The 13,592-nt window shown below is 59.1% G+C and carries 15 protein-coding genes; 3 read left to right on the plus strand and 12 right to left on the minus strand.

From position 1 onward, the window contains the following. Positions 1-9: 9 nt before the first annotated feature. Positions 10-393 (plus strand): hypothetical protein, encoded by a 384-nt coding sequence (locus HYP802_RS0105985; RefSeq protein ID WP_013946225.1) that lies wholly within the window; start codon positions 10-12, stop codon positions 391-393. 2 nt (positions 394-395) lie between these two features. On the opposite strand, the gene HYP802_RS0105990 is transcribed toward HYP802_RS0105985, so the two are convergent. The 4 genes from HYP802_RS0105990 to HYP802_RS0106005 form a co-directional block, all read right to left on the minus strand. Then, positions 396-1,484, minus strand: a complete 1,089-nt coding sequence (locus tag HYP802_RS0105990; RefSeq protein ID WP_013946226.1) for a 5-(carboxyamino)imidazole ribonucleotide synthase — start codon at positions 1,482-1,484, stop codon at positions 396-398. Between the two features lie 10 nt (positions 1,485-1,494). Continuing rightward, positions 1,495-1,989: a 5-(carboxyamino)imidazole ribonucleotide mutase gene (purE, locus tag HYP802_RS0105995; RefSeq protein WP_013946227.1), complete on the minus strand. Its 495-nt coding sequence runs from the start codon at positions 1,987-1,989 to the stop codon at positions 1,495-1,497. Between the two features lie 151 nt (positions 1,990-2,140). Then, the gene (locus tag HYP802_RS0106000; protein ID WP_013946228.1) at positions 2,141-2,530 is read right to left on the minus strand and encodes a thioredoxin fold domain-containing protein; all 390 of its coding nucleotides are present in this window, start codon (positions 2,528-2,530) and stop codon (positions 2,141-2,143) included. 107 nt (positions 2,531-2,637) lie between these two features. Further along, a complete protein-coding gene (locus HYP802_RS0106005) occupies positions 2,638-3,252 on the minus strand; it encodes a DUF1007 family protein (protein ID WP_155831161.1) in 615 nt (204 codons plus the stop codon). Between the two features lie 282 nt (positions 3,253-3,534). On the opposite strand from HYP802_RS0106005, the gene HYP802_RS0106010 reads away from it, so the two are divergent. After that, positions 3,535-4,470 carry a zinc ABC transporter substrate-binding protein gene (locus tag HYP802_RS0106010; RefSeq protein WP_035575992.1) on the plus strand — a complete coding sequence of 312 codons (936 nt, stop codon included), beginning with the start codon at positions 3,535-3,537 and terminating at the stop codon, positions 4,468-4,470. A 118-nt stretch (positions 4,471-4,588) separates the two neighbouring features. Here HYP802_RS0106010 and phoB read toward each other — a convergent pair whose 3' ends face one another. The 8 genes from phoB to HYP802_RS0106050 all read right to left on the minus strand — a co-directional run bounded on the left by phoB (position 4,589) and on the right by HYP802_RS0106050 (position 12,037). Next, the gene (gene phoB / locus HYP802_RS0106015) at positions 4,589-5,293 is read right to left on the minus strand and encodes a phosphate regulon transcriptional regulator PhoB (RefSeq protein ID WP_013946231.1); all 705 of its coding nucleotides are present in this window, start codon (positions 5,291-5,293) and stop codon (positions 4,589-4,591) included. 35 nt (positions 5,294-5,328) lie between these two features. Next, positions 5,329-6,042: a phosphate signaling complex protein PhoU gene (gene phoU, locus HYP802_RS0106020; protein ID WP_013946232.1), complete on the minus strand. Its 714-nt coding sequence runs from the start codon at positions 6,040-6,042 to the stop codon at positions 5,329-5,331. A 40-nt stretch (positions 6,043-6,082) separates the two neighbouring features. Then, the gene (pstB, locus tag HYP802_RS0106025) at positions 6,083-6,868 is read right to left on the minus strand and encodes a phosphate ABC transporter ATP-binding protein PstB (protein WP_013946233.1); all 786 of its coding nucleotides are present in this window, start codon (positions 6,866-6,868) and stop codon (positions 6,083-6,085) included. Beyond that, positions 6,865-7,716, minus strand: a complete 852-nt coding sequence (pstA, locus tag HYP802_RS0106030) for a phosphate ABC transporter permease PstA (protein ID WP_013946234.1) — start codon at positions 7,714-7,716, stop codon at positions 6,865-6,867. Before pstA ends, pstB begins: the two co-directional genes overlap by 4 nt. 2 nt (positions 7,717-7,718) lie before the next feature. Further along, complete coding sequence (gene pstC, locus HYP802_RS0106035; protein WP_050976848.1) at positions 7,719-8,678, minus strand: phosphate ABC transporter permease subunit PstC; 960 nt, start codon at positions 8,676-8,678, stop codon at positions 7,719-7,721. Positions 8,679-8,799: 121 nt separating this feature from the next. Beyond that, the gene (gene pstS / locus HYP802_RS0106040) at positions 8,800-9,828 is read right to left on the minus strand and encodes a phosphate ABC transporter substrate-binding protein PstS (RefSeq protein WP_029670825.1); all 1,029 of its coding nucleotides are present in this window, start codon (positions 9,826-9,828) and stop codon (positions 8,800-8,802) included. A 403-nt stretch (positions 9,829-10,231) separates the two neighbouring features. Further along, positions 10,232-11,308 (minus strand): ATP-binding protein, encoded by a 1,077-nt coding sequence (locus HYP802_RS0106045; protein WP_244420965.1) that lies wholly within the window; start codon positions 11,306-11,308, stop codon positions 10,232-10,234. A gap of 234 nt (positions 11,309-11,542) precedes the next feature. Beyond that, the gene (locus HYP802_RS0106050; protein ID WP_013946239.1) at positions 11,543-12,037 is read right to left on the minus strand and encodes an Rrf2 family transcriptional regulator; all 495 of its coding nucleotides are present in this window, start codon (positions 12,035-12,037) and stop codon (positions 11,543-11,545) included. A gap of 214 nt (positions 12,038-12,251) precedes the next feature. On the opposite strand from HYP802_RS0106050, the gene HYP802_RS0106055 reads away from it, so the two are divergent. After that, the gene (locus HYP802_RS0106055; protein ID WP_013946240.1) at positions 12,252-13,550 is read left to right on the plus strand and encodes an imelysin family protein; all 1,299 of its coding nucleotides are present in this window, start codon (positions 12,252-12,254) and stop codon (positions 13,548-13,550) included. Positions 13,551-13,592: the final 42 nt, after the last annotated feature.

Here is a 13,592-nt window from a genome sequence, read left to right on the forward strand (position 1 = left end):
GGAGCGGACATGAACGTCACGACGCGCTTTCTTTCACAATCCGCTGCGCTCCTTTATGCCGCGTGGGGCGCGTTTCACATTTATGTCTCGTGGCAGATCATGATGCTGGCGCTCGATGAGCATGGCATCGCGCAAGGGCGGTTGTTGCAGCTCGCGGCCTATATGCTGTCAATCTCACTGTTTGCAATCGTCGTTGCGTTGTGGCGCGTGGCGAAGAACGATCGATTAGGATTTTGGCTCAATCTTGCGGTCGTCGGCTGGGCAGATGTGGTCTGGGTGCTGGTCGTGGTGCTACCCGGTTACGTCCCGCTCGGTCGCGGATTGGCGCCGCCGGCGGTGTTCGTGCTTGCCGCTATTCTATCGACGATTGCGTATCGGCGCCGCGAAGGCTGAGTCTACTTCTTCGGGAGCAGACGATTGACGTGGCCCATCTTGCGGCCGGGGCGCGCTTCCTTCTTGCCGTAGTGATGAAAGAACGCGCCGGGTTCGGCTGCGATCTTTTCCCAGGCAAGAATATCGTCGCCGATGAGGTTGATCATTTCGGCGGCGGGCGCTTTCAGGCTCGTTGAGCCGAGCGGCCAGCCGGCGACGGCGCGGATGTGCTGCTCGAATTGCGAAGTCAGTGCGCCATCCATCGTCCAGTGGCCGGAATTGTGCACGCGCGGCGCCATCTCATTGACGTAGAGGTGGTCGCGGCCGTTTTGAGCGACGAGGAAAAACTCGATCGCGAACACGCCGACGTAATCGAGCCTTTCAGCGATCTTCTGCGCGATGGTGACGGCCTCAGAGGCGACGTCGGGCGCAAGCGCTGCAGGCGCGAGCGACCGGTGCAGAATGTGATTTCGGTGCTCGTTCTCGGTGACGTCGAAGGCCTTGAAGCTGCCATCGATGGCGCGGGCAGCGACGACCGAAACCTCGGCCCGGAAATTGACGAAGCTCTCCAGAATCGACGGCTGATCGCGCATGGCGGCCCACGCACTTTTGGCGTCCGCGCGCGTCAAGATTTTCGCTTGGCCTTTGCCATCATAGCCGAAGCGGCGTGTCTTCAGAACGGACGGAATGGTGAAGCCGTTGTCGAGCGTTTTTGCGAGATCGGCGAAGCTGTCGATGGCCGCGAACTCTGCCGTCATCGCGCCAAGCTCACGCGCGAGCGATTTCTCGTTCATGCGGTCCTGGGCGCAGGCGAGGGCCTTGGCGCCGGGCCGAACGGGAATGCGCGTCGACAGGAATTCGACCGTGTGTACGGGAATGTTCTCGAATTCGTAGGTCGCAACGTCGATCGCGCTTGCAAATTTGGCGAGCTGCGTTTCGTCTTCGTACGCCGCGACCGTGTGTGCGGCGGCGACGTCGAACGCTGGGCTATCGGCTTCGGGCGCGTAGATGTGCGACTTGAGGCCGAGGCGAGCGGCTGCGAGGGCAAGCATGCGGCCCAATTGTCCGCCGCCGAGAATGCCGATGGTCGAGCCGGGAGGGAATGCAGTCATTGCGTGGTCTTCAACCCTGAACGGGTGTCTCGGCGACATCGGCCGAATGCTGTTTGCGCCAGTCTTCGAGGCGCTCTGCCAGGGCGGGATCAGAAAGTGCCAGGATTTCCGCGGCGAACAGTCCCGCGTTCTTGGCGCCCGCTTCGCCGATGGCGAGCGTGCCGACAGGAACGCCCGCCGGCATCTGCACGATCGAATACAGACTGTCCTGACCTTTAAGCGCTTTCGATTCCACTGGCACGCCCAATACCGGCAGCACCGTCATGGCGGCGGCCATGCCGGGCAAATGCGCGGCGCCGCCGGCCCCGGCGATGATGACCTTCAAGCCAGCAGCTTTGGCACCCTTGGCGTAGCTATAGAGACGGTCCGGCGTACGGTGGGCGGAGACGATCTTGGTCTCGAAAGAAACGCCCAGAGCCGTCAAAATATCGGCGGCATGCTTCATCGTCGGCCAGTCTGACTGGCTTCCCATGATAATGCCGACGTGTGGCCTGATCCGGCTCATGATGGCGTCCAAAGCCCCCGAAAACGGAAACCGCGTCGGTACAGGAGCGAGCCCGAGTTTACAAGGGTTTTGGGCACCGATACGTGGGGAATTCGAAATGAAAAGGCCAATTGCATGGGCTTTTGGCTGCTTGGGCGACGTTTGGGCGCTTTTAGGGGGCTGAAGCCAGCAGATAGCTGATCGAGTGAAAGAAGTTCTCCGGGCCGATGTAGCCGGAAATCCGGCCGACTTCGGTATGTGATTTGACGACCACAAATGTCGGCACGATGTCGACGCCGGATTTGAAACTCAGATGGACGGCGGCGATATCGTTAATATCGACGAAGCGCACCGGCAGATCCTTGGCCTGAGACGATGCCTGGTAGGCCGGCAGCACGTCGCGGCGGAAAAGCTGGCAGTAGATGCAGCCCTCGGCTTCGACGACGACGAGTTCGAATGCGCCGTTCGGAATGGCAGCTTCGGTATCGATGTCGGCGCGCGAAATCGTAACGGGTGCGAGCATCAGCACGACGAAAAGCAACGTGCGAAGGGCCGTACGCATTTGATGTCACCTCGCGGTCCGCAAGAAGACATCCTTTCTAAGTCATTAATGCCTCTGCGGCTGAGGAATCTCGCCGGTTCGTTAACCGCTGTGCCAAAGCTGGACGGTCAGGATTTCTTGCAGGTGATCGCCACGGTTTTGTAGGAGCCGAAACCGACGACGCCGGCGCCGAACTGTTGCGCCATCGCGGCGCCGAGCTTCTGGGCCTGCGCGTCGGTCTTTTCCGCATCGGGATCGAGCAGCGTCGCCGCGCAGCCAGCGGGCGCTGATGCAAGTTTGACGGCGTCCGTTTTCTCTGGCTCGAAGTCGATGAAGTAGGAGGGATCGAAGACGGCGAATGTCAGGCCCTCGGCATCGGCAAGGACGGGCTTCGCCAGCGACAGGTGGAAGTAAAGGCGGAGGACACCGTTGGTGTATTCGAGGTGCGCTTGGGTCGGCGGCGAGAACGCCAATTGTTCTTCGCCGAGCTTGGCCACCGTGAAGTAGTTGAACTCTTTGAGGCCATCCATGTTGACCTTCAGCAGCGGCTCAAGCTCGTGCTGGTCGTATTTGCCGTCGTTGTTAGTGTCGAGACCTTCGAGCGCCATCGCCGCATAGGAATCGTCGAAGCTCCAGACATGGTCGACGCCCGTAACGGTGCCGTTGTCGTAGTCGACCGTCATCTCATATGTGATCCACATATGAGGATGCGCAGAGGCCGGTATAGAGAAAGCGAGGAGCATTATCGCGGCGGCCGCGAGGCTGAGACATTTATTGAACGACTTATGCAAGATCGGCCCCAATTCCTTTGCTCCGCATTACGCGCGATTCTCGGAGTGCGTTTCATACGAAACGCACATTGAACGTGGCGAGATTGCGACGCGCTGCGCTATTTGGCGGGTATAGGCCAATTCGCCGGTGCGGTTGCATGCCGACGGCGATGGTTATATTATATCCTTTTACTCGGCAGGATGGTGGGAATGAAGCGTTCAGCGGCACGATGTTTCGGTTTTTTGGCGGCCGCGATGACAAGCGCTACGGCCGCTGTCAGCGCTGCCGACGCGCCGAAGGTCGTCGTGACGATCAAGCCCGTACATTCGCTTGTGACGCGTCTGATGGACGGCATCGGGACGCCGCAGCTTATCGTCGAAGGATCGGCATCGCCGCATACGTTCACGCTCAAGCCGTCGACAGCGCGGGCTATCAACGAAGCGGATATTTTCGTTCGTGTGTCGGATACGCTGGAGCCGTTTACGCGCAAGATCGTGACGACATTGCCGTCGAACGTCAAAGTGGTGACGCTTGCGGGCGCAGATGGCGTGACGCTGCTGGATCAACGCGAAGGCGGCACGTTCGAGAAGCATGAGCACGAGCATGAGGCGGACGCGCACGATCATGAGGAAGCAGGCGCTGCCGATCACGATGATCATGATGAGGACGGAGAGGATGGGCATCTCTGGCTCGATCCGTCGAACGCCAAGGCCATTGCGGCCGACATCGCGAAAGCGCTCATTGCGCGCTATCCTGAGTACGCGAGCAAAGTGAAAAGCAACGAGGCGGCGCTCGATGCCGATCTCGATACGCTCGACCATGACCTTTCGAGTGAAATGAAAGGGGCGCAAGGCAAGCCCTTCATCGTCTTCCACGACGCGACGCAGTATTTCGAACATCACTTCGGGCTTCACGCCGTGGGATCGATTACGGTCAGCCCGGACGTGCCGCCGAGCGCAAAAAGACTGACGGAGGTTCGCAGCAAGATTTCGTCGCTCGGTGCAGTCTGTGTTTTTACCGAACCGGAGTTCCAGCCAAACCTTGTTGCTGCGGTTACCGAAGGGACGCATGCCCGTTCGGGGACGATCGACGTCGAAGGGCAATTGCTGACGCCGGGGCCGAAGCTCTACTTCGATCTGATGCATGGCGTCGCGCGCAATCTGTCTAGCTGCCTAACCGCGCCAAGCTGAGAGTCAGTCTTTAGCTGTATTCTCTCGTCATCCTCGGCATGAGATCGGGGATCTATTATGCCGCGGTGATGTTGATTGCTGGATCCTCGGGACAAGCCCGAGGACACATGGCTCGCTATTAAGCCTGCGTTTCGGCTTCGCGGCCGTCGAAGACATAGCCGGCGCCACGGACCGTGCGGATCGGATCGGCTTCGTTGCCGCGGATCAGCGATTTTCTGAGACGGCCGATGTGAACGTCGACGGTGCGCTCGTCGACCTCCGAGGACTGGCCCCATACGCGGTCGAGAAGCTGGCTGCGCGAGAGAACGCGGCGCGGGCTTTCCATGAAGACTTCGAGCATGCGGTATTCGGTCGGGCCGAGGCGGACCTCGCGGACGCCACGCGTCACTTTGTGGGCACCGCGGTCCATCGTGATCTCGCCGGAGACGAGAATATCGCTCATGCGCTCCGGCGCCGCGCGCCGGAGCAGGGCTTTCACACGTGCCATCAATTCCTGCACGGAGAACGGCTTCGTGACGTAGTCGTCGGCGCCGGTCGTCAGGCCCCGCACGCGGTCAGATTCCTCACCGCGGGCGGTCAGCAGGATGATGGGCAGGCTCTGCGTGTCGCCGCGGTTGCGCAGACGGCGGCAAAGCTCGATCCCGGAGATCTTCGGGATCATCCAATCCAATATCGCCAGATCGAAGGTTTGTTCGGCGAGCAATAGTTCGGCTTCCTCGCCATCGGCGGCTTGCACGACGTCGTAACCTTCCGACTGAAGATTGTACTTCAGAAGCTCGGCTAGCGGCGCTTCGTCTTCAACAACGATAATCTTAGCTGGCATGATATTGGATCGGGGTTGCTCTCAGGGTCGTACGGTCATTGGCGCGGCGTAATCAGTGTCGAAGAGGTCTTGTCGCCCTTCGGCCGATCGTCGGCGATCGGTACGCCGTGCACGAGGTAGTAGACGTTCTCGGCGATGTTTGTCGTGTGGTCGCCAATGCGCTCGATATTCTTGGCGCCAAAGAGGAAGTGCGTGCAGATACCGATGTTGCGCGGATCTTCCATCATGTACGTCAGGAGTTCGCGGAACAGCGAGTTATACATAGCGTCGACCTGCTGGTCGTTGCGCCAGACTTCCATCGCCTTCTCGGCATCGAGCGTCGTCAGCGCATCAAGAACGTCCTTGAGCTGCTGCTGCACCATCTCGGTCATGTGGCGCATGCCGGTCATCAGCGGCTTGGGATAGGCTTCCCCTGCAATGGTGAGAGCGCGCTTGGCGATGTTCTTGGCAAGGTCGCCGATACGCTCAAGGTCGCCCGCAATCTTGATGACTGTCATGATGTGGCGCAGGTCGTTGGCGACCGGCTGGCGGCGGGCAATCATCAGAATGACCTGGTCCTGCAGCTCGCGTTCGAGCTGGTCGACCATGACATCGTCGGAAACGGCTTTCTCGGCGAGCTTAGGGTCGCGGCGTTCGAGCGAGTCCATCGCCTGAACGAGAAGCTTTTCGGCATAGCCGCCCATCTGCGCGATGCGGCGGTCGAGGAGCTTCAACTCTTCCTCGTATGACTTCACGGTATGTTCGTTCATCGTCGTAATCCTGAAATCCGGTTTGGCCTCAACGTCATCTCTAGCCGAAGCGGCCGGTGATGTAGTCTTGCGTGCGACTATCCGTTGGGTTTGTGAAAAGCTTTTTGGTGTCGCCGAATTCGACGAGATCGCCGAGGTACATGAAAGCAGTATTCTGCGAGACGCGGACTGCCTGCTGCATGTTGTGGGTCACGATGGCGATCGTGAATTCGTTCTTCAACTCGTCGATCAGCTCTTCGACCTTAGCGGTCGAAATCGGATCGAGAGCGGAGCAGGGCTCGTCGAACAGGATGACTTCCGGGCGGATCGCAACTGTGCGGGCGATGCACAGACGTTGCTGCTGACCGCCGGATAACGACAGGCCGCTGGCGTGCAGCTTGTCTTTTACTTCCTTCCAGAGCGCTGCCTTTTCGAGGGCGCTTTCGACGCGGGCGTCGACTTCGGATTTCGGCAGGCGCTCATAAAGGCGAAGACCGAACGCGATATTTTCATAGATCGTCATCGGGAACGGCGTCGGCTTCTGGAACACCATGCCGATGCGCGAGCGCAGCAGGTTCAGGTCCTTCATGTCGAGGATGTTTTCACCGTCGAACATGATCTTACCTTCGGCGTGCTGGCCGGGATAAAGATCGTACATGCGGTTCAAAACACGCAGGAGCGTAGACTTGCCGCAACCCGAAGGTCCGATGAAGGCTGTCACCTGCCGCTCGTAAAGCGGCAACGAGATGCCTTTGAGTGCCAGAGTCGATCCGTAGTAGAACTTCAGGTCCTGGACCGAAATTTTCTCGGTCAGGCCGGTGTCGACGTCTTTTGACATTACGTTCATTTGGATGTCCTCGAAGTACCCAGGTAACGAGCGGCGATACTAAGCGTGAGCACCGCTGCGGTGATTAACAGTGCGCCGGTCCAGGCGAGGCGCTGCCAGTCCTCGTAAGGGCTCAAGGCATACTGGAAAATAACGACCGGCAAGCTTGCCATCGGAGCATTAAGATCGGTGCTCCAGAACTGGTTGTTAAGAGCGGTGAACAGAAGCGGAGCGGTTTCGCCGCTGACGCGAGCGATAGCAAGCAGCACGCCCGTGATCATGCCGGCGCGGGCCGCCTTGTAAGCCACCTTACGGATGACGAGCGACTGGGGCATGCCGAGCGCTGAAGAGGCTTCGCGAAGCTGGTTCGGAACCAGCAGCAGCATGTTTTCAGTCGTGCGAACGACCGTCGGGATGACAAGTACCGCCAGGGCCGCGGCACCAGCGATGGCCGAGAAGTGGCCCATCGTGCGGACGAGGATCTCGTAGACGAAGAGGCCCGTCACGATCGAAGGGGCGCTGAGCAGAATGTCGTTGATGAAGCGGATCACCGACGAGACTTTGCTGTAACGGCCATACTCCGCCAGATACGTGCCGGCGAGGATGCCGATTGGCGTGCCGACCGCGACGCCGATGAAGGACATCACGAAGCTGCCGGCGATGGCGTTCAGAAGGCCGCCGTCGCTGCCGGGCGGTGGCGTCATTTCCGTAAAGACCTTGAAGTTCAAGCCCGCGAAGCCTTTGAACAGCAGCGTCGCGAGGATGACGGCCAGGATCGTTAGGCCGAGCGCGGATGCCGCCCAGCACAGGCCGACGGTGATCGTGCTTCGCACGCGCCGACGGCGGTATTTTGCCATATCCAAGGCCATGTTTATGCTCCCGCCTTTTTCTCGATACGCATCAGCATGAGGCGCGCGAGAGCCAGGACGACAAAGGTTATGAAGAAGAGGATGAGGCCGAGAGCGATGAGCGACGATGTGTATATGTCGCCGACCGCTTCGGTGAATTCGTTGGCGATCGTGGCAGAGATTGTGGTGCCCGGCGCCAGAATCGATTCCGAAATTCGGTGCGCGTTGCCGATGACGAAGGTGACCGCCATCGTCTCGCCGAGCGCGCGGCCGAGGCCGAGCATGACGCCGCCGATGATGCCGACGCGGGTATAGGGAATGACGACGTTTTTCACGACTTCGCGGGTGGTCCATCCCAAGCCGTAGGCGGCTTCTTTCAGCACCGCCGGGACGGTCTCAAAAACGTCGCGGCAGACCGCAGTAATGAAGGGAAGCACCATCATCGCCAGGATGAGGGCAGAGGTCAGAATGCCGATGCCATATGGCGGACCGGCGAACAGGCCGTTGAGGATCGGGATCGGTTTGAAGAAGGCGATCAGTTCGGGCTGGACATAGCGCTGCAGAGTAGGAGCGAAATAGAACAAGCCCCAAATGCCGTAGATGATGCTCGGAATGCCCGCGAGCAATTCGATCGCGATGCCGATCGGACGGCGGAGGGACATCGGGCAAAGCTCGGTCAGAAATACTGCGATGCCGATGGCTATGGGAACAGCGACCAGCATGGCGATCGCCGACGTCACGATGGTGCCGTAGATCGGGGCCAGTGCGCCGAATTTCTCGGTGACAGGGTTCCAGACTTCGGTGGTGAGAAAGCTGAGGCCGAAGGTCTGGAATGCGAGCGAGCCTCCGAGGACGAGCGATACGAAAATCGCGCTCAGGAGGATCAGTACGAAATAAGCGGAAGATTTGGTTAGCACGCGGAACATCGTGTCCGTCGTTTTTAGACCTTCAAGTACTTTGCGTCTGGCTGCCGCCGCAGCCATCGCTTGCGTGTTGGCGTCTGTCATGAAGGTCAAGTTTCCGCTCCGCACCAGGATAAGGACATCATTTTTTTGCGCAGCCGAGAGGCACCCGAAAGCGGGCGTCTCTCGGCCTAGCGAACGCTTAGTTCGAAAGAACCGGTTTGTTGTCGTCGCCGACAATGTCAGCCCAGCTCTTCTTGATCATCGCAACGACGTTGTCCGGAAGCGGAACGTAGTCAAGGTCTTCCGCAGACTTGTCGCCGTTGGCGTAAGCCCATTCGAAGAACTTGAGGGCTTCCTTGGCGGCAGCAGCATCCTTCGACTTCTTGTGCATCAGGATGAAGGTCGGGTTCGTGATCGGCCACGATTCTGCACCCGGCTGGTCCGTCAGGATAACGCCCATGCCCGGAGCCGAAGCCCAGTCAGCGTTAGACGCCGCGGCCTGGAAGGCGGTGATGACCGGAGCAACGGTCTTGCCGTCCTTGTTGATCATCTTCGTGTACGTCAGCTTGTTCTGCTTGGCGTAGGCGTATTCGACGTAGCCGATAGCGCCCTTCGTCTGCATCACGTTGTTGGCGACGCCTTCGTTGCCCTTCGCGCCGATGCCGACCGGAAACTGGACCGACGTGTTCGAGCCAACGTTTTCCTTGAACTCAGGGCTGACCTTCGAGAGGTAGTTCGTCCAAACGAACGTCGTGCCCGATCCGTCCGAGCGGAAGACAACAGCGATGGCATCCGACGGAAGCTTCACGTCCGGGTTCAGCTTCTTGATGGCCGGGTCGTCCCAGGTCTTGATTTCGCCGAGGTAGATCTTGGCGATGGTCGGGCCATCGAGAACGATTTCGCCCGGCTTGATGCCATCGAGGTTAGCAACCGGAACGATGCCGCCCATGACGGTCGGGAACTGGACGAGGCCGTTCTTCTCGAGTTCTTCACCCTTGAGCGGCTTGTCCGAAGCGCCGAACGTGACGGTGTTGGCTTCGATCTGCTTGATGCCGCCGCCGGAGCCAATCGACTGATAGTTCAAGCCGACGCCGGTCTCTTTCTTGTAGGCGTCAGCCCACTTTGCGTAGATCGGATACGGGAACGTGGCACCCGCGCCGGAAATGTTGTCGGCTTTGACGGGGGCGGTCGCAGCGGCTGTCGCCGCAAACGCCGCAATAAGCGCCATAAAAGACTGTTTCACTCGTGGTCTCCTTGTTGAACGGGGGCTTGAGGCCTCGCCACTCCATCTGCCGGGCGAGCCGGCAAGCACTCTCTAGTCCAGTTAGTTCACGCCTTTGTGAAACGTTAACGGATTGTTTTCTAAGCCGTGGAAATCGTCCGTAGTCGTCTCTTTCAGATGCGGTGATCGGGTTTCTTCCGACGGATCCTGCAAAGATGCTCCCTGAGAGAACAATTTTAGGAAGCGTCTGCGGCCCTCCCCCAAGGCGCGCGCCGCGCAAGATTAGGTTGTTCGGACTAGGCCAACTGGCTTTCAGCGGCAGTCATAACACTGTCATCCAACGCGGGACTCGTTCTAGCGAGTTCAAGCTATGGAATTGTGACAGTCTAGTTATATGATTTTATTATATTTATTTGTAGGCGGGCAGAGAGACGTTGAAAGTGGTGCCCTGGCCGACCACCGATTGGACGGAAAGCTCGGCTTCGTGCCGGTTCAGCACGTGCTTGACGATCGCGAGGCCGAGACCTGTGCCGCCGATGCGGCGGCTATGTTCGGCGCTAACGCGGTAGAAGCGCTCGGTGAGGCGGGGCAAATGCTCAGGCGCGATGCCTGGACCGTTATCCGTGATCGAGACGTGAGCGCGTGCGGGAAATTTTTCGTCTCGCGCACTGTTTTTCTTCAGTAGGGAAACTTTTACGGAGCCGCCTTCTTTGCCGTATTTGACGGCATTTTCAACGAGGTTGTGAAAGACCTGGAACAACTCATCGCGATCGCCCATCGCAATCAGCGGGCCGGCTGATGGTTCGACCTCGATTGTGATGTGCCGTTCTTCTGCAAAAGGCATCAAAGAGCGGGTGACGTCTTCGATGAGATCGTTGACGTCAACGCGGCCTTCCGGCTTCAGGTTGGCCTTTTCCTCGACGCGGCTGAGCAGCAGCAGATCGTCGATCAGGCGCGTCATGCGTTCGGCCTGATCGGCCATGATGGCGAGGAAGCGTTCTCGGGCTTTTTCGTCATTTCGCGCCGGGCCTTGCAGGGTTTCGATGAAGCCGCGCACGGATGCCAGCGGTGTTCTAAGTTCGTGGCTGGCGTTGGCGATAAAGTCCGTGCGCATCTCAAGCAGGCGATGCTGCTCGGATTCATCATGGATTGTAATTAGCGCGGCAATCGGCGGGCGTTCTACCGCGGCGCCGAGGGGGGCAACAGTGGCGATGAGACGCTGACCGGCACCGCCGCGCGGAACGAGATGTGCGGTGCCTTTCTCGCCGTTCTGAAGTGCGTTGGAAACGGCTGAGATCAACTCGGGATCGCGGTTGACGTGCTCGAGCGGGACGCCTTGGCGAAGGCGGTCGAACAGGCCGCGGGCGGCAGCGTTATAATTAAGGATGACGGAGGCTTCATCGAGCACGATCGCGGGATCGGGCATCGCGGCGGCGAGATCGATCCAAGTCAAATTCTTATCTGAGCTTGAGCCAATGCCTGTCATGTCACTCGCTTTTTGATCGAGCGTAACGCGTGGCCATGCAAATAACGCGGCAATGGCAGCAAACAATCCACAGCCGAAGAAAATTAAATCGCGAAGTGGCCCGGTCGCCCAGATCGACAATAGAGCGAACAAAAGAAGGGCGACAGCGCAAAGGGCTGCAAAACTTAGGCGAGCGTTCTCACGGGTCATGCCCGTTGGAGTAATCTTGAAGGGCGCCATAAGCTAGTCAGCAATTCAGGTGCGCCGCGTGCCGCGTGCTGCCGGCTTCTTGCTACGCAATTTGTGGTCCGAATCGCTCGATCCGTTCGGTTCGGTTTCGGTGAATCCGATCGGCGACTTGACCGCGAGCTCCGCAAGCGTGTGCTGATCGAGGACAGAGATGAATGCTGTCAGCGCGTCGTCGAACATGGCGTTGATGTTGCCGGGGTCGGCTTCGCTGGGCTGGTCGGAATTCCCGCCCTCGACTTGAACGCGCGTCACTTCGATGGCGCGGACCACGTCGCCGACACGGATTTGGGTAGCCGGGCGGGCAAGGCGGACGCCGCCGTTGGGACCTCTTACGGCGGTCAGAAATCCGGCGTGCGACAAAATGTGGACGATCTTGAAGACATTCTGCTTCGTGACGCCCAGACGGTCTGAGACGTCAGCAACTTTCACAAGCTGGTCTTTTGCCTGCGCACAATCGATCAGAATGCGGATCGCGTGGCCGGTTTGCTTCGTCAAGCGCATATTCGAATTACCTGGACCGCGCGATCGCGACGGAAGAATTCCTACCCCTGCTTGTTTCAAATTCTTGTCAGGGTGGCAAGTGGCCGAACTGACCTGAGTTCACTTGACACTTAATTGCGCCGGCTTTCTATACCATCGAGGTCAATAATGGGGCTGGGCGAATCCGTTCGAGTGTTGCGGATCGCAGAGGACAGCAAGCTGCGGGAGATCTGTGATGTCGAAGAAAGCAAATTTGTGGACCTGCGCAACTCGATTTGCGGCCGTATCGGCCGTTGCTCTGGCCGTCAGCTGTGGACCGGCGCTCGCGGCTCCGCCTGCCACCAAAGACATCATGAAAAACTACGGCGACATGGCCGAGGCAATGTATGGCGATGCGCTGGCGAAAGCCAAGGATCTCGACAAGTCGATTGACGCGTTTTTAGCGTCCCCGAACGCCGAGACGCTGGCGGCCGCGCGCACGGCCTGGAAAGCTTCGCGCGTTCCCTACATGCAGACTGAGGGCTTCCGCTTCGGCAATAAGATCGTCGACGATTGGGAGGGCGAGGTGAACTCGTGGCCGCTCGATGAAGGCCTCATCGATTATGTCGACGAAGCGAGCTACGGCGATACGAAGGAAGAAAATCCGCTCTACACGGCCAATGTCATCGCCAACAAGAAAATCCGCCTCGGGCCGAAAATGCTCGACGCCAGCAAGATCGACAAGACGGTCATCGCGAAGCTCAACAGCGCGCTCGATGTCGAAGCGAACGTCGGTACCGGATATCACGCGATCGAGTTCCTGCTCTGGGGACAGGATCTGCACGGCACAGGACCGGGTGCAGGCGAGCGTCCGGCAAGCGATTACGACCTCAAGAACTGCACGCATGGTAATTGCGACCGCCGCCGCGATTACCTGAAAGCCGCTTCGGGTCTGTTGGTCGATGATCTTGCCGAGATGGTCGATGACTGGAAGACGGACGGCAAAGCTCGCAAGGCGCTTGCGGAGCAGAACGACAATGCACAGCTCTCGACGATCCTCACGGGTCTTGGTTCGCTGTCGTACGGAGAGCTTGCAGGCGAGCGCATGAAGCTTGGCGTTCTGCTGCATGATCCGGAGGAAGAGCACGATTGCTTCTCCGACAACACGCATAACAGCCATTACTACGATCAGGTCGGCATGATGGAGATCTGGAGCGGCAAGTACGACGGCGTGACGCCGGTCAGTGGGCCGAGCATCGCCGAGCTTGCTCGCGATAAGGCGCCGGATGCCGCAAAGCGTGTCGATGATGCGATGGCGGTGACGCTGGAGAAGATCAAGGCGATCAAGACCAAGGCCGACTCCGGCGAAATGGCTTACGACCAGATGCTGGCGGCCGGGAACGAGACCGGAAACAAGATGATCCTGGATGCCGTCGATGCGCTCGTTGCGCAGGCGCGCGCTATCGAGGCGGTCGTTGCGGCGCTTGGCCTCAAAGTGAAGATCGAAGGGTCGGATAGTCTCGACGATCCCGATAAGGTCGCCAAGGCGAAGTAAGGTGATTTCGGTCAAAGCGCAGCGGCTGCGAGCTGAAAGGGT

This window comes from Hyphomicrobium sp. 802 (assembly GCF_000526135.1).
In the GTDB taxonomy this organism is placed as follows: Bacteria; Pseudomonadota; Alphaproteobacteria; order Rhizobiales; family Hyphomicrobiaceae; genus Hyphomicrobium_B.